Source organism: Agrobacterium sp. ST15.13.013, assembly GCF_027956525.1.
Lineage (GTDB): Bacteria > Pseudomonadota > Alphaproteobacteria > Rhizobiales > Rhizobiaceae > Agrobacterium > Agrobacterium salinitolerans.
In genome coordinates this window covers 37325-56109 of the sequence record NZ_JAQKGP010000015.1, presented here as the reverse complement: position 1 = coordinate 56109, position 18785 = coordinate 37325, and the positions used below count along the sequence as shown (strand labels likewise).

The following is an 18785-nucleotide window of genomic DNA, read 5'->3' as shown; positions in this document are numbered from 1 at the left end:
AACCGCTTTTCCGGGAATGGAGCCGCCCTTCCGGACGATGCCCCATTCCAAACGGTGAAGGCCTTACTGACCGACCTTCGCGTTCCACTCCGACAGCCACTTGTCGCGGTTATCGAGCGTTACGTCGGAAGGAATGAGCTGCAGGCTTTTTGCGGTTTCGTCGCCATAGGTGATGTTGTTCGCCACCTCGTCGGAAACCTTGACTTCCCTGTTGGTCGGGCTGTCCACCAGCTTTTCGGCCAGCGCCTTCTGAATATCGGTCGAGAGCCAGAAATCCATGAACTGCAACGCTAAATCTTCGTTCTTCGTGCCCTTCGGCACCACGAGCACATTCATGCCGCCGGTCTGGCCTTCCTTGGGTGTTGCCCAGGCAAGCGGCAGGTCAAGCTTGGTGAAAGGCGCCCAGGAGAAGCGGCCGATGGGGGCTGCCCAGATTTCTTCCTGCTGCATCAGCTGCACGAGCTGCGACGACTTGACATAGAAGGTGACGATATCGTCCTTCTTTTCACCCACGGCCTCGATAGCGCCGGAAAGATCGGCCGTATCCTTGCCGATGGCCTTGCCGAGCATATAGAGTGCCGGCGGGCCTTGGTTGGTGGTGACATTCGGGAAAGCGACGTGGTCGACGATACCGTCCTTCAAAAGATCGGCCCAGCTGTCGATCTTCATCTTGTCGGTGCGGTAAACGATTGACGTGGCGTAGAAATTGACGCCGACGCTCATGCCGTCGCCATTCGGATCCTTGGCGATGTCATAGAGCTTTTCGATATTCGGAACCTTGGACGCGTCTATCTTCTGGATCAGGTCCTTGCGGGCGGCCGACAGCGCATCCGCCATTGAAACGATGGCGAGATCGACCACCGGATTGGCCTTGTTGGCCTCCATCTTGGCCAGACGCTCAACGCTGTTGCCGGTCTCGACGACCAGCTTGCAGCCGCATTGCTTTTCGAACGGCGTATAGACCAGTTCCTTGAATTCGTCCTGCGCGAAGGCGTAGACGGAAATCGTCAGCGTCTTGTCCTGCGCCTGCGCGGCGCCCATCGTAAACATCAGGGCGGCGCCCGATGCAAAAATGATCTTTTTCATGGTGTGAGTTCTCCTGCTGTCGTTTTTTTGGCTTCAATCGCATCATGCTTTGCCTTGCCGGTGGAGCCGCGCATGATCAGCGCCATCGGTACTTTCGAGATGTCCGCCACCACATCGACTGCGACGCCGTTTTCGCCCACGCCGTCGATCGCACGCAGCAGCGCGCCGACAGCGAGATCGGCGATGCGGCCCATATCCATGCGCATGGTCGTGAGCGGCGGGGTGACCACGGCGGAAAAGATGAGATCGTCGAAGCCGGTGACACTGGCTTCTTCCGGCACCTCGATGCCCTCGCGCTGCAATTCGGTAAGTACGCGCAGCGCATGCAGATCGGAGACGGCGGCAAAGGCGGTGAACCCTTCGGCAACCTTCTCTGCAAGACCAAGCCGGCAACCCGCACCGCCCGCCTGTTCAATGGCGTCCACCCAGAGCGTCTGCGTCACGCATGTCTTGCCAAGACCATCGCGAATACCGCCGAGACGGTCGTTCTGCACGTTGGAATCGCGGTTCTTGCCCACCAGCACCACCTTACGATGGCCAAGCCCGGCCAGATAGTCGCCGACCTGCCGGCCGCCATCCCAATGGTCGGCGGCGACCGTGTTGCCGGGCGTCGAGGGGCTGTCGATCACCGCGACGGGACAATCGACATCGGCAATGCGCGTGCCGCGGCGGGGAACGATAACCATGCCATCCACGCCGCGTTCGACCAGCCGGTTGATCGCATCCGTCTGCATGGCGATTTCGCCGCGCGAGTCGGCGATCAGCACACCGTAACCGGCAGTGACGGCCGCCTTTTCGATGGCCTGCGCGATCTGCGGAAAAAGAGGATTGGCAATATCCGGCAGCACCAGCCCCAGAACACCACTTTTGCCGGTGCGAAGCGCCCTGCCCGCTGAACTCGGCACGTAGCCCAGCTCGCTTGCCGTCTTGCGAATGCGCTCCACCAGCTCCGGCGAAACGCGGCCCTTGCCCGACAGCGCATTGGACACGGTTGCCGCCGACACGCCGAGTGCCGCTGCTATCGCGCTCAGATTGGTGGCAGGCCGTGAAGACGCCATGATGGTCCGGAAAGACTGATTAAACGTTTAATCACGATAATCGAGCAAGGCCGCCCTGTCGAGTCCGGTGAAAGGCAAAATCGGCGAAAACCCGGGCATAAAGTCTAACTGCCCGAAAAAAGTGCGATTATTTTTGTGGGTCGTCGCTGTTCGCCGTGCGGTAAGCTTCCACCTGCCGCACCAGCCAGTCACGAAACAGCACGACCGGCACGTGATTGGCGCGTGAAAGCGGGGCCACCGCATAATAGGAGCTGGGGCTTCTGGCCTGATGATCGAAGGCCTTTACCAGTTGTTTCGATTTCAGCTCATTATCGATCAGGAAAAGCGGCATCAGCGCCACGCCCAGTCCGGCGATACAGGCCTGCGCCACGCTGGAAAACTGCTCGAACCGCATGCCCTGCGGCAAGGCGAGCGACAGGCCGAGGCTTTCGAACCAGTGGCCCCATGCGCCCGGCCGCGAGGCCATGTGCAAAAGCGGCAGGGCGGCGATATCCTCTCCCTTTTCCACGGGATGGGCGCTGAGGAATTGCGGGCTGCACACCGGCGCGACCATTTCATGCATCAGAAAGGTGCTTTCCGCCCCCGGCCAGTCGGCCTGACCGATATGGATCGCCATATCCAGCTGCTCGCGCTCGAAATCGAACTGCCCGATGCGGGTGGCGAAATTGATGGTGATTTCGGGGTGGCTCGTCACGAAATCCGGGATACGCGGCAAAAGCCAGCGCGTGCCGAAGGTGGGCAGCATGGCGAGGTTCAGCGTATTGCCATGCGTTTTGGTCATGATCTGCAGGGAGGCGGAGCGAATCTCGCCAAGGGCTGCGGCAATCGATTTTGCATAGGCGCGGCCCTCGGTCGTCAGCGCAACCCCGCGTGCGCCGCGTTCGAACAGGCGCACGCCAAGCTGTTCTTCCAGTGACATAACCTGCCGGCTGATCGCCCCTTGCGTCAGGGCAAGCTCATCGGCGGCGGCGGAAAAGCTGCCGAGCCGGGCCACGGAATCGAAGGCGGCGAGCGCGCTGGTGGAGGGCAGGAGTTTACGGCTGAGAGACGTCATGAGCCATTACTATATGTAATGCAAAAATGAGTAAACATGGCTTGTGCCGACTGGCTCGAATACCAATAATCCGGCCAGCAAATCCGGAGGCATCACGTGAGCGAACACGCAGCATTCAATTGGCAGGACCCTTTTCTGCTCGAAGACCAACTGAACGACGACGAGCGGATGATCCGCGACGCCGCGGCCGCCTTCGGCAAATCGGAACTCTTGCCGCGTGTCTCCGAAGCCTATCTTTCCGAGACCACCGAACCGGAACTGTTCCGCCTGATGGGCCGCACCGGCCTTCTCGGCGTCACCCTGCCGGAAGAATACGGCGCGGCCAATGCAAGTTACGTGGCCTATGGTCTCGTCGCCCGCGAAGTCGAGCGGATCGACAGCGGATACCGCTCGATGATGAGCGTGCAGTCCTCGCTCGTAATCCATCCGATCTTCGCCTATGGCTCGGACGAGCAGAAGAAGAAATATCTGCCCGGCCTCGTCTCCGGCGAGCTGATCGGCTGTTTCGGCCTCACCGAGCCGGATGCCGGCTCCGATCCCGGTGGCATGAAGACCCGCGCTGAAAAGATTGCCGGTGGCTATCGCCTGCGCGGCTCGAAAATGTGGATTTCCAACGCGCCAATCGCCGATGTCTTCGTCGTCTGGGCAAAATCGGAAGCCCATGACAATCAGATCAGGGGCTTCGTGCTCGAAAAGGGCATGAAGGGCCTCTCCGCGCCCAAGATCGGCGGCAAGCTGTCGCTGCGCGCCTCCATCACCGGCGAGATCGTTCTGGACGGTGTGGAAGTGGGCGAAGACGCGCTGCTGCCCAATGTTTCCGGCCTGAAGGGCCCGTTCGGCTGCCTCAACCGCGCCCGTTACGGCATTTCCTGGGGTGTCATGGGTGCGGCGGAAGATTGCTGGTTCCGCGCCCGGCAATATGGTCTCGACCGCAAGCAGTTCGGCAAGCCGCTCGCCGGCATGCAGCTTTACCAGAAGAAGCTCGCCGACATGCAGACCGAGATCGCGCTCGGCCTTCAGGCGTCGCTGCGCGTCGGCCAGTTGATGGACGAACACAAGATGGCGCCGGAAATGATCTCCATCGTCAAGCGCAACAATTGCGGCAAGGCGCTGGATATCGCCCGCCAGGCGCGCGACATGCATGGCGGCAACGGCATCCAGATCGAATATCACGTCATGCGCCACGCCCAGAACCTCGAAACGGTCAACACCTATGAGGGTACCCATGACGTCCACGCGCTGATCCTCGGCCGGGCGCAGACGGGCATTCAGGCGTTTTTCTGAGGCTTTCTCCGCATCGCTTCAAAAAAGGCCTTCGAAGATCACTTCGAAGGCCTTTTGCTTTTCAAATCCGGCAATCGCTCAGAACGTGCCGCGAATACCGACGCCGAACATGCGCGGTTCGGTCATGCTGGCCTCGATGCCGCCAATGCCGCGGTTCTGCTGCATATAGGTGGGCGCACGCTCGTCGAAGATGTTCTTGACATAGGCATAAACCTCCATCTCTTCCTGGAACCTGTAGCTCGCGCGCACATCGGCGATCGTATAGGGATCGATGGCATAGGCAGCCGTATTGGCCGTGTCGGAATAATAGCCGTCAATATGGCGCACCTGTCCCGAGACGGTGAACTTGTCTGTCACATCCCAACTCGCGCCGACGCTGAACATGAAGCCGGGCGATTTCGCGAATTCATTTCCGGCATAGCTGTTATTGCTGGAAATCTCATCAATCTCGGTCTTCAGCACGCCCGCGCTCGCCTTCAGCGTCAGATTGTCGAGAACCTGATAGTCGGCGCCGAGTTCCAGACCATAAGCATGCGCCTTCTGCGCATTGATGGTGTAGGACTGGGTGATGCCGGATGAGATGACGACCGGAATATTGTACTGGGCGTTCTTGTAGTCCATGTAGAACAGGTTGCCGTTGAGCGTCAGCCGGTCATCCAGTATTTTCGCACGTGTATAAAGCTCGTAATTCCATATGGTTTCCTTCTCGAACGGCAACCATTGTCCCGACGAGATGTTCAGCGAAATACCGCCGGGATTATAACCACGGCTGATCATGCCGCCGACGGTCCAGTCGTCATTGATCGCATAAGCGAGAGATGCCTTGGGCAGCAGTTCGGAAAAGGTCTCGTCAAAATCCACCGCACGGGGTGAATAAACCGAGCGACCCGAACGCTGGATGCGGTCGGTCTGGTAACGCAGGCCGCCGGTCAGCGTCCACTGGTCCGTAAGGCGATAGCTCAGCTCGCTGAAGATGCCGAGATTGTCCTTGGTGTCGTCGAACGTCGAAAGACTATTGTTAAATCGCCCTGTAAGTCGAAGAAGCTCGTCAGCCTGACTATGCGCGTAATAAATACCCGCGACACCGCTCAGCACGTCTTCCTGGTCACCGAAGGTCACGCGTGTTTCGTGAGAAGCGTTCGTCTGGTCGATATCCGCATCGCCGTTGTTCACGACACCAACCCGGCGTCTGGCGTCCGAAGCGGAGAACTGCGTCTGGTTGAAGAGTTTCACGCCGTTCTCGAAATCATAATTGATGTCGAGAATACCGGTGTGGGTGTTCTGGCTCCAGCTTGGCATGGTGGTGGTGACGTGATTGAGATCCTCGAAAGGACGCGACGCCGCTTCCTGGCTCGGCCGGTTGGCGGCATTATAGGAATAGGTAAGCTTGGTCGTCAGCCCGGGAATCTCCGGCGGTTCCCACAGAAGCTTGAAACGCGCGTTGAACTCCTTGAAGTCCTGATCCGTGCCCCCATGCGCGAATCCCGAATTGATATAGTCGATGAAAGTGTCGCGGCCGGAATAATCAACCGCCAGACGCGCCGCCAGCTGATCCTCGACGAGCGGACCCGAAAGCGCAAATGAGGCCCGCTTCTGGTGGTAATTCCCGATTTCCGCCTGATAGGAGGCTTCCGGCGTGAATGTCGGATCCTTCGTGTTGACGACGATCGCGCCGGCAATGGCGTTGGCGCCCTGCGAGGTGGTCTGCGGGCCGCGGAAAACTTCGATGCTTTCAACGTCCCAGATGGAAGTCGCGCCATAGATGAATTCGTTATAACCGAGATAGTGGCCGTCCACATTGATGGTGGCGCGTGGCACGGTGCCGGCGAAAAATGCCGTCGCGCCCGTATTCGGGCCCTGCGTATCCAGACCGCGAATGATCGGGGCGCTGACATTGTCGGTGTAGACGACGTTCGGAATATCCTTGATCGCTTCCGATACGGTCGGGTCGCCGGTCTTTTCTTTTCTGATTTCCTCGGCGGATTTGACAGAGACGGACGACGCCGTGTTCTTCATGTCGCGCGCCACTTTTTCACCGGTCACCACGATCGGCTTCAAGACGGTGGTGCCCACCGCATCAGCCTGCTGATCCTGACCGAGAACCGGCGTCACAAATAATGTCGCCAGCGTCAGAGCGCTGACCCCGCTCATCAAACGACCGTTAGAACTGAACCCCATCACAAACCCCTAATAAACATGAGTATTAAAGTCATATTCAAGTAACGGAAGCGTTATCCGTTTCGCAATAGAGAATGCGTTCTGTATTGCGGACAAAAAGGCTTCCGTAACGGGATGTGCCAAATTTACAACAAAGTTTACCCGCCGCCGCTTGTGCACCCGCAGCGTTTCGAAAGGGAACAGCATAATTCCGTCCGCAGAAATCGATTCCGATTTCCGCCCCGATGCGTTAGGCATGCTCAACAAAACGGGGGAACGGGCTTGAGCGCCATGGATGACGATACGGACAATCTGCCGGAAAACGAGGGCGAAAAGCGCTCGGCCCTCATTCAGTCAGTGTCGATCGCGGCGCGTTTTCTCAATCTGCTTGCCAGATCTGATACGGCGCTTGCCCTGGGCGAACTGGCCAAACGCGCCGGCACCGGCCGCTCCACCGCGCATCGCTATATGCAGAGCCTCGTGCGGGAAGGACTAGTGATACAGGATCCCGCAAGCGGTAGTTACGATCTCGGACCCGCGGCGCTCGGAATAGGCATCAGCGCGCTCAGGCGAATCAATCCGGTCGAAACCGCCGGCCGCCAGATGAATGCGCTTGCCTCCAGGATCGGCGCCAGCTGCGGCGTGGCGATCTGGACCGAACGCGGCCCGACCGTGGTGCGATGGGCGAGAAGCGCTAGCTTTTCCATCAGCACCGTGGCGCTCGGCGATGTTCTGCCGCTCGACAACAGCGCCTGCGGGCTGGTTTTCCAGGCCTACCTGCCGCCGGACAGGATCGCCGCCGTGCGCAGGTTGCAACCGGCCGCTTTTCGCGGCTCCCGTCCCGATGCCGGCATTCTGGAAACCATCCGCGAAGCGGGTGGCGCGGAACTCAATGAACATCTGTTCTCCGCTCTGACGGGCAAGGCCGCGCCGGTTTTCGACGCACAGGGCGAACTCTGTTGTGTCGTCACCACCGTATCCTTTGTCGCAACCGCTGAGACCGAACGGCATTTTTCCCGGCTGATCGAAGCCGCCGGACAGGCGACGGCCGAATCCGGCGGCGCGTAAGCCTATTCGGCCAGATGTTCCGCAAAGGTGCGGCCGGAATAGGCCGTGCGGAAAAGCCCGGCATCGGCGAGCTTCGGCAACAGCCGCTCCAGCACCAGCCGCATGGACGCCACCGAACCTCCGGGCACCGCGACGAAACCGTCGATCGCCCCGGCAGCCGCCCATTCACGGATGGCCTCAAAGGCATCTTCAACGGTGCCGATGATCTGCCAATGGCCCGACCCCATCACTTCCGGACGCCGCAATAATTCCGCAACACTCAGCGTCTCCCGCTCGATCAGCCGGCGCAGCAGGCCGGCATGGGTGCGGCTTCGCGGTGTCTCGGGCGGCGGCGGCAGGTCGGAGGCGGTAACGATCCGCGTGAGCGGCCAGTCCGTGAGATCAAGACCCGTCATATCGCGAATGGAGGCAAAGGCGCGGGAGCGGTTAGCGCGGACGTGGGTCTCCGTAAAGAGTTCCAGCGCCTCCCTGCCGGTCTCCGCCAGATAGAGGCTGAGGCCCGGCATCATCTTCACCCCGTCGGGGTTGCGGCCGTGGCCCTCGGCACGCCGCCGCAAATCCGCCCTGAGTTCGATGGCCGCCTGCATGTCCGGTGTGGAGGCAAAGACAGCATCGGCCACCGACGAAGCGAAATCGCGGCCCTCGGGAGAGGCGCCCGCCTGCACGAGCGGAATACGGCTGGCATGGGCCGGCAGGTTGAGCGGGCCTTTGACGCTGAAATGCCTGCCCTCATGCGCCACCGGATGCACCAGCGAAGAATCGGCGAACCGCCCGCTTTCCCGGTCGAGTTTGAGAGCTTCGTTCGGAAAACTCGCCCATAGCGCTTTCACCACCTGCGTGAATTCGGCGGCGCGCTCGTAACGCTCCTGCGGCGAAGGCATCTCTGTCAGACCGAAATTTTCGTGCCCGTCAAGCGCCGTGACGATATTCCACCCCGCCCTGCCATTGCTCAGCCAGTTCAGCGACTGGATCTGGCGGGCGACCACATAGGGCGGCAGAAATGTGGTCGAAACGGTGGACAACAACCCGACATGGCTGGTTTCCCGTGCAATGGCCGCAAGAAGCATGGTCGGGTCCATGCTGGCAAATCCTCCGCCGGTCTCCAGCCCCTCGGTGCGCAGAAAAAGCGTATCTGGCCGAAACACGAAATCCACATGCGCGGCTTCAGCGCGCTGCGCCAGATCGACGAAATAATCGCTGGAAAACACCCCGCTTATATCACTGTCCGCGCGCCGCCAGGCTTCGCCGCTGAGCCATGTTGGGGCCAGCGACATGCCGACATGAAGCTTGGCTGTGACTGACATGATGCACCTCGACTGAAATAACCGGCAGGAAATCCGCGCGTTGAATCGGCAAATTTCGATTTGTGGAGAATTTTACTATAGTTTAGTGTCGCTTCAAGACCACACCGTCGCGCCCGCCGGAAAGACGTGCTTTTTCCGCGAGTTCGATGTTGAAATTCAAATACTTATAACGACCGTGCGGCGTCTCGACGCATGGGCGCATGAATAACAGGAGTTGTATCCGGTGCTTGACGCCACGGACCTTCACGCCAGCTATGGACATGTTCCCGTCCTGCGGGGGCTTTCCGCCCGTTTCAGAGCAGGCCGCGTCACCGCGCTGGTCGGCCCCAATGGCTGCGGCAAGTCGACGCTGTTGAAGACCATCATGGGTTTCGTGCCTTTGTCCTCGGGGGCAATAAGACTTGGCGAGCGCTCGATCGACGAGATCGGACGCCGGAAACTGGCGCGGCGCGTCGCCTATCTGCCGCAGGAGTGCCATTGCCCTGACTATATGACGCTCGGTGAGCTGATCGAGCTTTCCGGTTACGCCCGTTACGGGCTTGCGGGCGGACCGACCGAACGCGACCGCGCGCTTTTTGCCGAGGCGCTGAAGACCGTCGGGCTGGAAGACAAGGCGAAAGCGCAGGTCAACACGCTGTCCGGCGGCCAGCGCCAGCGCGCCTTCATCGCCATGGTGCTGGCGCAGGATACGGACGTGATCCTGATGGACGAGCCGGTCAATCATCTCGACATGAAATATCAATATGCCGTTCTCGGCCTCGTGCGCGAACTGTCGGACAGGCATGGCAAGACCGTCATCGTCGTGCTGCACGATCTCAACCTCGCCGCCACTTTCGCCGACGATGTCATCATGCTGAAAGCCGGGGGGGTTGTGGCGTCCGGGCCGGTGGAAAGAACGGTCACGCCCGAAAATGTCGCCGAGGTCTTCGATCTCGAAGCCGATATCTTCTCCCGGCAGGGGCGGCTCATCTGCGTGCCCCGGCTGGAGCGGCAGGAACAGGCCATTCCGGCATGACCCCGAAAATAACGCTGATTTTCGCCGCCGCGCTGCTGCTGGCCGCCATCCTCGCCATCAATCTGCTGGTCATGTCTGGCGACATGCCGCCGGCCGAAATCGTGGCGACGCTCTGGCGCGGCGAGGCCGATACCTATGAGCAGTCGGTGCTTCTCTATCAGCAGATCCCACGCTCGTTGATTGCGATCTATGTGGGGGCGACGACGGCCGTCAGCGGCTGTGTGCTGCAGGGGCTTGCACGCAATCCCCTCGCCTCGCCCTCCACCTTGGGACTGAATGCCGGCGCGACGCTCTTTGTGATTGCCGGCGCGCTGGTGTTCGATGTCTCTCCGGAAATACAGGGCCTTGCGGCGCTTGTTGGCGCCGGCTTCGGTTTTGCCGCCTGCTTCGTCGTCGCGCGTCTCGCCGGGCGGGCAAACGATCCGCGCGGCCTGTCGCTCATACTTTCCGGCGCGCTGGTTTCCATGCTGCTGATCGGCGTGACCAACGCCCTTCTTCTTTCCAACCCCACACGCCGTGCCGAATTCCTGAGCTGGGTAGGCGGCAATATCAACCACGTCTATGCCGAGCGGCTCACCGATTTCTGGTGGGTCGGTGCGATTGCGCTCGTCATGTTGTGGGCGATCGCCCGGCCGCTGACGCTGGTTCTGCTGGGCACTGAAAAGGCCGCTTCCGCCGGTGTGAATGTCACGCGCATTTCCCGGGTCGCGCTCTTCGCCACCATGCTGGCCTCGGGTTCGGCGGTGGCGATCTGCGGCCCCATCGGTTTCGTCGGCCTCATCGTGCCGCATATGATCCGGCCGCTGGTCGGCGTGAATTTCACGCTTGCCCTGCCGGCCTCCGCGCTTGTCGGCGCGGGCCTCTGCGTGCTGGCCGATCTTGGCGCGCAAACCCTTTTTGCACCCTATGTGGTCAATACCGGGCTGTTCATGGACCTGCTCGGCGGCCTCGTCTTCATCGTCATCGTCAAGCGCTTCTATCTGTCGCCTTCGGCAAGGGGGCTGTCATGAAACGGTATTTCGCCACCGACGGCAAAGCGGTGCTGCGGCTGCCGAGCGGCCTGCAGATCAGGATCGGCAATCTGAAAGCCGGCCTTGCGCTGATGGTGCTGGCGCTGGCGCTGGCCGCCCTGTCCGTCAGCCTCGGCAATACCGAAACGGGCCTCGCCGATCTCCTGCGCGGATTGATGGGCGGGCATCTCGGCGACGATCAGGCCTATGCGCTGTGGACGGTGCGGCTGCCGCGGATCCTCATCGGTTTCATGGCCGGCTGGAGCGTGGCGCTGGCGGGCGCGATGCTGCAATCCGTCGCCCGCAATCCGCTCGCCGATCCCGGCCTGTTCGGTCTGAGTCAGGGGTCGATGACCACCATCATGCTGCTTCTGGTGCTGGTGCCGACGGCCCCCAAGACGCTGGTGGCGCTCGCGGCCGTCGGTGGCGGTCTGGCTGTCGCCTTCCTTCTCATCGCGCTCGTCGGGCGGGAACGCTCAAGCGGCCTTGCCATATTGCTGATGGGCATTGCAATTGAATCGGCGCTCTCCTCCGTCTCCTCGGTGCTTCTACTCTATACGCCGGCGGAAACCTCGCTGTCGCTGGCCGACTGGATGGCGGGTTCGCTGTTTCAGGCAAGCTGGCCGACCATCACCGTTTTCGCGCCGCTCTTTGCCGCAAGCCTTGCCGGCATTTTCCTCATCGGGCGCGCACTTGCCGTCTTCGATCTCGGAAATGAAATGGCCATGGCACTCGGGGAAACGGTCAGGCACTCGCGTCCGCTCGTCATTGTTTTTGCGGTGATCCTCAGCGCTTCCTCCGTTACCGCGGTTGGCCCGCTGACCTTTCTCGGTGTCATCGCCCCGCATCTCGCCACTTTCGTTTCGCCCGCCGTCGGCCGCGCCAGGCTTTTCCTGTCGGGGCTCACCGGCGGCATTCTGGTCGTCACCGCCGATACGCTGTCGCGCGGGCTTGTCGCCGATACACCGATGCCGATCGGCCTTGCGCTGACGCTGATCGGCGTGCCGCTTTTCATCCTCACGCTGCGCCTACAGGCGCTGCGCAGAACCGATAGCCACTGAAGACATCGAATAAAGGGAATGCCATGCGAATTGCCATCCTCATCGCCGCACTTCTGGCCGCCGGAACGAGTCTCGCCGCCGAGCGCAGCGTGACCGATGCCGCCGGCCGCACCGTCTCCGTTCCGGAAAAGCCGCAGCGCATCGTCGTCATGCACGAGCCGCTGCTCGGTGTGCCGCTGATGGATCTCGGCGCCAATGTGGTCGGCGCCTATGGCCGCAACAGCGACGGCAAATTCGCCACCGCCGTCGACTTCGTCGACACCGTGCTCGGTGAAGGCCGCACGAAACCGAAGGGTTTCGGCGCGGTCGGCCAGATCGACCTCGAAAAACTGCGGGCGCTGCAACCGGACCTGATCGTCGCCACGGAAATGGATGGCGGCAAGGCCGAACAGCTTTCCACCGTCGCACCCGTCTATCTGCAAAAGGCAAGCGCCGGCAAAGCCTATGGCTTCAGCGTGGAGGAGGATCTTGCGGGTCTGGTCGGGCGAAGCGATGTCTTTGCAGAGCGCCGGAAGACCTATGACACGAAGCTTGCCACGGTCAAAAAGACGCTGGGCGACGATATCAAGGGCAAGACCTATCTCGCGATCCTGCTGACCGACCAGATCAATGCGGTGGGTGACATGTCCGGCGCGGTGCAGGCGCTGGAGGATCTGGGATATACCCGCCTGAAGATCGACAACGCCGCTTCTTCGGGCGGAATGGGCTCGACCCTGATGATGCCGCTCAGCGCCGATGCCTTCGGCAAGCTCAATCCCGACCTGCTGGTGGTGATGAACAGCTATACCAGCCCCGCCCGCGGTGAGGCCGGAACGCGCGCCGCCCTCGAAAAGATCATTCCCGGCTGGGAGCGTTTCGTAAAACCCGCGCGCGAGAAAAGGATCGTTTTCCTCGATTCCACCAGGGTCACGACGCCTTCCATTCCGAGCGCCCTGCACACATTGGATGAAGTGGAAAGCTGGGCCAGCCGCCGCTGATCGGCCAGCGGCAATTCAGCAAAAACCTCAGGTGATATAAACTTGAGTTTTTAGAGAAAGTTATATTGCGACAGCGGAAACCGCCTGTTATGGTTCGCGTATCTTGACGCAACAAGGCCGGATCGCTCGCCGGAAAATTCCAACGCGCGATCGTCCGGCCCGCCGACCCGGGACAGCGACACCGCCGACCCCATCGGCAATATCCCAGGAAAGACAACAGCATGAGCATGCCAGAAACGATAGGTTCCGCAGCACCGGACCGCACGCCAAAACGCCATCGCCACGCCGTCGCGCTGCGCGCACTCAATGTCGCGCGCGTCGAAAAGCTCAGCCGGTCCATGGTCCGCATCGTCCTGACCGGGCCGGAACTGGAGGGCTTTGTGAGCCTCGGTTTTGACGACCACGTCAAGATGTTCTTCCCCCAGCCCGGTGAAACCGAACCGAGCCTGCCGGTGATCGGCCCGAACGGCATTGAGTTCCCGCAAGGCGCGCCGCGCCCGCTGGCGCGTGACTACACGCCGCGCAGCTTCGATGCCGAAAAAGGCGAACTCGCCATCGATTTCGCCACCCATCACGACGGCCCCGCCAGCAATTGGGCGAAAGCCGCCAAAGCGGGTGACAAAGCGTGGATCGCCGGTCCGCGCGGCTCTTTCACCGTTCCCTTCACCTACGACTGGCACCTGCTGATCGCCGACGATACCGGCCTTCCGGCGCTGGCGCGGCGGCTGGAGGAAATGCCTGAAGGCACCCGCGTCGTGGCGCTGATCGAGGTCGAGACGGATGCCGACCGGCTGGAGCTCACGACGAAGGCGGATGCGTCTATCGTCTGGGTGACACAGAAGACGGAGAACGGAACCGACCACGACGCGCTGGTGGGCGCTCTGCGCAAGCTCGACCTGCCGAAGGGCGATTTCTTCAGCTGGGTCGCCTGCGAATCGAAGGCTGCAAAGGAGATTCGCGCCCTTCTGGTTGAAGAATTCGGCGCCAACCCAAAATGGACCCGCGCTTCCGGTTACTGGCGGCGCGGCGCCAGCGGCGTTCACGATCATTTCGATGAATGAACCGGTAATCGCGGCGGACGCCATGCCGGAGGCGGAAACGATGATGACGGAACTCAAGGCCCTTATCGCCAGCGTTCTCGACGATGAGGTGCGCGACATCGAACCGGAGGACAACCTGTTCGGTCGCGGGCTTCATTCGCTTGCCCTCATGCGGCTGATGTCGCCGCTTTCACAGCTTGCCGGAACACGGCTCGATTATGAGGATCTGACCCGGCGGCCCACGCTTGCCGCATGGCAGGCGCTCATCGAACGGTCGCGCGCGGGACGTTGATCCCACGACACAGCACGTTTCGCGCCGGAGCGCGATTCCCGTATATTCCAAGGAGAGGACCATGGCAGCAGACAATACGCGTATGCTCGCACGTCGCATCGAAGAGAGTTTCGACAGGGGGGATGCAGCCCCGCCGAGCCAATACGAAGAACGGGTCTGGTTCGAGCAGTTTCAGGATCCCGATCAGGTCTTCCGCGCCCTTCTCGCCTATCGCATCGGTGAAGAGTGCGATCTGCTGCGTCTGACCTCGGCGCTGAAGACGGTTTGCGAGGTCTGGCCCGAGCTTCGTGCACGCTTTGCCTTCGGCGAGGACGGCACTCTGGCGAAGAGCATCGAAGCCCCGTCCGCATCCATCGTGCAACTGCTGCATGTTCCATCGGCGGGCGAGGCCCTGACCTTGCTGCACGACCTGCAGGCAAGGCCCTTCGATGCCGAAACCGATCCGCCGTTTCAGGCCGTCGTGCTTTTAAGCGAGGGAGAAATCCTGCTGGCTTTTCTGGTCCACGGCCTGCTCGGCGAAGTCCTCTCGCCGCAAATCCTGCTGGAAGGTATTTCCGCCGCCTACGCCGGGGAAGCGCCTAAGCCGCTTTCGCCGCGCGCGGTCGAAAGTGACAGCGTCGACCCGCTTCCGCTCCACTGGCTGCAACGTCCGGCCTCCGGCTCGACCGTCGTGGCGCTGCGGCAAAACGGGATCGACAGGCCGGTGAGCCACAGCCACGGCGTCGATCTTCCCGCCACCCTGCTCGGTCTCAACTGTTCCACGGCAACGAACGCGCTTCTGGCCCGCGCCGGATCGCGTTTTGCCCTTTTCCTGGCAAAAACCGGCGGTCCCGAGACAGTGACCCTGCGCCTGCAGCCCGGCGTCGGCACTTCAATGCCGATGTCAGCCGAGGCTGCGGCACGGGTAGCTGTCTCGCGCGACCAAACGCCCGAACGGGCTGAAAAAGCCGTGCTGTCCGGTCTGGAGCAGCGAAACGACAATGAAGGCGGAACTGCCACCTTCACGCTGCACGCGCTTGCGACACCCGTTCAGGCCACATCGGAGCATGGGCTCCAGTTTGAGCACCTGCCCCTGCCCTCCCTGCAATCCGGTCTCGGCCTGACGCTTGCCGCCGGTCCGACAGCCGCCGGCGATATCCGCCTCGAATTGACAGGCGGCAGGGAGACGTCGCCGCATGCGACGGCCTTCCTGCTGGAGCGTTTCGTCAGCCATCTCGAAGGCGGCACGGATTTTTCCGGCATCGTCCCTCAAAACGCCGCGGCGACACCGCAGCAGGCGACCCTTTCGCCCGCTGTTTCCGGTGAGAACGACGACGACACCGTCGCAACGATCCTTGCGGAATTCCGTGAAGCGCTCGTCTCGCCCGAGATGGGGCCGGATGACGATTTCTTCGATTTCGGCGGCCATTCGCTGATTGCGACGCGCATCATCGGACGTCTTCTGAGCAATCACGGCATCGAACTGCGCTTCAACGACCTGTTCAGCTACCCGACCGCCGCCTCTCTCGCAAGACAGGCGACCCGGCTCGAAACCGCAGCACCCGCGCAGGCGCAGGCAACGGCGAGTGGCTCGCTCACCGCACCGCTTTCGCTGGCGCAGATGTCGCTCTGGAAGGCCTATGCCGCCTTCGGTTTCGGCGAAATCTTCAACATTCCCTTCGCGCTCGATTTCCTCGATCCCGTGGATGAGAATGCCTTCGAATGCGCCTTCCTCGACATTATCGAGCGCCATCCCGGCCTGCGGACCCATTTCTACGTCGAAGAAGATACAGTTCTGCAGAAGATCGTGCCGATGCACGACCTGCCCGGTTACAAATGGTTCTGGACCAGCGAAGAAAGCCAAGGTGTGGACCGGCACGCGGAAGCCGGCTGGCGCTTCGATCTTGCGCGCGAACTGCCGATGCGGCTGCGTTTCCTGCGCGATGCGCAGACCGGCCGCCAGGTGCTTTCCTTCCTCTTCCATCACATCGTGCTCGACGAATGGTCTGTGAACCTGATGATGGACGAGCTGGCCGAGGCCTACCGGGCAAGGGCGGCGGGCAAGGCTCCGGTCTTTGCCACCAAGCCGGCACCTTTCCATGAATTTGCGAGAAAACAGGTCGCGTCAGGCGTCAATGCTGGCCACCTTGCCTATTGGACCGATATGCTGCGGGATGCGCCAAAAGGCCTTACCCTCAAGGAACAGGGCGGCACGCCGCACGCGGCAACGCAGGACGAAGCACCGGCAGGCGGCTGGATCGAGTTCAAGCTGGAAAAACATGTCAGCGACGGGCTTTACGCCATTGCCAAGCAGAACAGCGCCTCGCTGTTCAACGTGGTCTATGCCGCCATCGCCGCATCGCTGCGCCATCTCGGCGGGCTGAGCGATCTGGTGGTCGGCACCTCGGCTTCGGGCCGCACCGATAGCGGCTATTTCGATACGATCGGCTATTTCACCACGGTTGTCGCCCATCGCGTGCGTTTCGGCGAGACCATGACCGTCGGCGACCTGATTTCTTCGGTGAAGAACACCATCAACGGCTCGCTGGAGCATAGCGAAATCCCGATCGATCTCGTCGAGGAGGCACTGGGCATGACACCCGGCCGCGACCATCTGTTCGAGGTCTTCATCCAGATTCACGCCAAGAACAAGCTGAACGGCACCCTTGCCGGGCCGGATGGCAAGCCGGTGGAGTTCCGCCAGATCGACCCCGACAAGCATGAATCCATGCTGGGGCTGCAATTCGAGGTGATGGAAGAGACAATCGGCGGCGAGCGTTCCATTCGCGTCTTGATGAGCTACCGTTCGGACCGCTACGGCCCTGACGATGTCGAGCGGCTGCGCCACACCACCAGCCGCATCTTTGGCCGTTTCGCTGAAAACGGCGCTTCGAACCGTGTGTTGACGACACTCGCCTGAGCTGGACTTGGGGCAACGAAAACCCGGCTTTGCGTCGCAGAGCCGGGTTCAGATTGTTGACAAAGTCCGTTGTCTGCCCTCAAACCGCCAGACGCAATGCCGTGGACACCTGAGCCGCCGCAACCGTCAGCGCCTCCTCGCGCAGCATGGCATCGAGGAACAATGGCAACTCCTCGCGGTAGCGGGCGAAATCCTCCGCTTGCGTCAGCGCTGAATCCGCATCGATATGCAGGTTCAACTCGCTGCCGTCATCCTCGCCACGGAAGGTCAGGTTGAACCCGTCGCCGGGACCATTGGCAAGGATGTGCCTGATAACGGTAAGCCCGGCAAAGACCGGCGCACTGAAGGGCAGGACATTGATGAGCGGCGAGAAGAAGAAGCGCCGACCCTTCGGGATTTCGCGGTCGGCGGCGATCTGCTCGATGCGGTAGCGGCCATGCAGGCGCTGCTTTCGCAGATTGGCGGCGTTGCGCGTCAAAAATGCGCCGAGGCTCTCCCCCGGTTCGATGGTGAGATGGAAGGGCAAAATATTGACGAGCATGGCCGGCATATGCGCGCCGACGCTGCCCCAGCGACTCATGAAAGGCAACCACAAGGTCAGCACATCGCAGTCCGGCCGCGGCAGAACACGGTGGAGATAAAGTCCGGAAAGCAGCACCAGAAGGTCCGGCCAGCCGATCTCCATTGCGCCCGCCACCTGTTGCAACCGTGTGCTGAAACCCTGCGGCAAGGCCGCATCCGTATGCAGGCCGCCGCCGCCATAGTCCTCGCAATCCTTGTCCAGCACCGGCAGATCGGCGGGTGCGGCAAGATAGGCCGCCCAGAAATCGCGGTCCTTTTCAAAACGCCGGCTTTGCTTATAAGCTTCCTCTTCGGCAAGGAAATCGCCGAAGGGGTGGAAATCCGGACCCGCTTCGCCCTTGCCACAATAGTGCCCGTAAAGCTGGCCGCAACGCTGTTCGACCAACGTCAGGCCATAACCATCAACAACAATATGATGGGCGCGGATGTACCAGAGATAGCGGTCATCGGCGATACGGTAGAGTAGCTGCGCCGAAAGCCTGTCGGTTCTGAGATCGAGCCTTGCTTCCACATCCGCGTTCATGCGCCGCAGCGCCTCTTCCAGAGGAGCGGAATCGCCACGGAGATCGACGAGTTCCACCACCGGGGCATGGCTTGGATCGCAGCGTTGCTGTGGCGTCTCGCCATCGTCGCCGATGCGGAAACGGATCGACAGGACTTCGGATTCGCGCACGGTGCGTTTGATCGCCTGGAGGAGCGCGCTTTCATTCACAGCACCGGAAAGATCGATGTAATGGGCGACGGTGGAAACCGGCTCGTCGGGATGGAAGGAAAACTCCTCCCAGAAATCGAGTTGCGGCTGCGTCAGTGGAAGCCAGCCGCCGGCAGGATCGATATGCGCCATCTGTTTTTCCTTGCACAATTTCCGTTATCGGGCGCGAAGTGCCACCCGAAATGA

The 18785-nt window shown here is 61.3% G+C and carries 15 protein-coding genes; 9 read left to right on the top strand and 6 right to left on the bottom strand.

The features are described from left to right. Positions 1-63: 63 nt before the first annotated feature. From PL597_RS16140 to PL597_RS16130, 3 genes are all read right to left on the bottom strand, one after another. Entirely contained in the window at positions 64-1086 is a 1023-nt protein-coding gene (locus PL597_RS16140; RefSeq protein WP_149148289.1) for an ABC transporter substrate-binding protein, read from the bottom strand. Next, positions 1083-2144: a LacI family DNA-binding transcriptional regulator gene (locus PL597_RS16135; RefSeq protein ID WP_149148290.1), complete on the bottom strand. Its 1062-nt coding sequence runs from the start codon at positions 2142-2144 to the stop codon at positions 1083-1085. The genes PL597_RS16140 and PL597_RS16135 overlap by 4 nt, the downstream gene beginning before the upstream one ends. Before the next feature lie 127 nt (positions 2145-2271). Beyond that, positions 2272-3198 (bottom strand): LysR family transcriptional regulator, encoded by a 927-nt coding sequence (locus PL597_RS16130; RefSeq protein WP_080793975.1) that lies wholly within the window; start codon positions 3196-3198, stop codon positions 2272-2274. Positions 3199-3366: 168 nt separating this feature from the next. Between PL597_RS16130 and PL597_RS16125 the strand changes: the two genes are divergently transcribed. Further along, entirely contained in the window at positions 3367-4482 is a 1116-nt protein-coding gene (locus PL597_RS16125; RefSeq protein WP_236760909.1) for an acyl-CoA dehydrogenase, read from the top strand. A gap of 78 nt (positions 4483-4560) precedes the next feature. On the opposite strand, the gene PL597_RS16120 is transcribed toward PL597_RS16125, so the two are convergent. Further along, positions 4561-6660 (bottom strand): TonB-dependent receptor, encoded by a 2100-nt coding sequence (locus tag PL597_RS16120; protein ID WP_271365715.1) that lies wholly within the window; start codon positions 6658-6660, stop codon positions 4561-4563. Positions 6661-6930: 270 nt separating this feature from the next. Between PL597_RS16120 and PL597_RS16115 the strand changes: the two genes are divergently transcribed. Further along, a complete protein-coding gene (locus tag PL597_RS16115; RefSeq protein ID WP_077984098.1) occupies positions 6931-7707 on the top strand; it encodes an IclR family transcriptional regulator in 777 nt (258 codons plus the stop codon). Positions 7708-7709: 2 nt separating this feature from the next. Here PL597_RS16115 and PL597_RS16110 read toward each other — a convergent pair whose 3' ends face one another. After that, a complete protein-coding gene (locus tag PL597_RS16110; RefSeq protein ID WP_137411935.1) occupies positions 7710-9011 on the bottom strand; it encodes an NtaA/DmoA family FMN-dependent monooxygenase in 1302 nt (433 codons plus the stop codon). Positions 9012-9225: 214 nt separating this feature from the next. Here PL597_RS16110 and PL597_RS16105 point away from each other — a divergent pair, with 214 nt between their 5' ends. The 7 genes from PL597_RS16105 (at position 9226) to PL597_RS16075 (ending at position 17305) form a co-directional block, all read left to right on the top strand. Further along, entirely contained in the window at positions 9226-10026 is an 801-nt protein-coding gene (locus PL597_RS16105) for an ABC transporter ATP-binding protein (RefSeq protein WP_137411934.1), read from the top strand. Beyond that, complete coding sequence (locus PL597_RS16100) at positions 10023-11036, top strand: FecCD family ABC transporter permease (RefSeq protein WP_137411933.1); 1014 nt, start codon at positions 10023-10025, stop codon at positions 11034-11036. Before PL597_RS16105 ends, PL597_RS16100 begins: the two co-directional genes overlap by 4 nt. After that, positions 11033-12097, top strand: a complete 1065-nt coding sequence (locus tag PL597_RS16095) for a FecCD family ABC transporter permease (protein WP_137411932.1) — start codon at positions 11033-11035, stop codon at positions 12095-12097. The genes PL597_RS16100 and PL597_RS16095 overlap by 4 nt, the downstream gene beginning before the upstream one ends. Before the next feature lie 23 nt (positions 12098-12120). Further along, positions 12121-13074, top strand: coding sequence for an ABC transporter substrate-binding protein (locus PL597_RS16090; protein WP_077984103.1), 954 nt, complete (start codon positions 12121-12123; stop codon positions 13072-13074). A 221-nt stretch (positions 13075-13295) separates the two neighbouring features. Then, positions 13296-14135: a siderophore-interacting protein gene (locus PL597_RS16085; protein WP_137411930.1), complete on the top strand. Its 840-nt coding sequence runs from the start codon at positions 13296-13298 to the stop codon at positions 14133-14135. Further along, positions 14128-14406: a phosphopantetheine-binding protein gene (locus PL597_RS16080; RefSeq protein WP_137411929.1), complete on the top strand. Its 279-nt coding sequence runs from the start codon at positions 14128-14130 to the stop codon at positions 14404-14406. Before PL597_RS16085 ends, PL597_RS16080 begins: the two co-directional genes overlap by 8 nt. Positions 14407-14467: 61 nt before the next feature. After that, positions 14468-17305, top strand: coding sequence for a condensation domain-containing protein (locus PL597_RS16075; RefSeq protein ID WP_137411928.1), 2838 nt, complete (start codon positions 14468-14470; stop codon positions 17303-17305). A gap of 79 nt (positions 17306-17384) precedes the next feature. Here the strand turns inward: PL597_RS16075 and PL597_RS16070 are convergent, their stop codons facing one another. Continuing rightward, entirely contained in the window at positions 17385-18731 is a 1347-nt protein-coding gene (locus PL597_RS16070) for a condensation domain-containing protein (RefSeq protein ID WP_137411927.1), read from the bottom strand. Between the last annotated feature and the right edge of the window lie 54 nt (positions 18732-18785).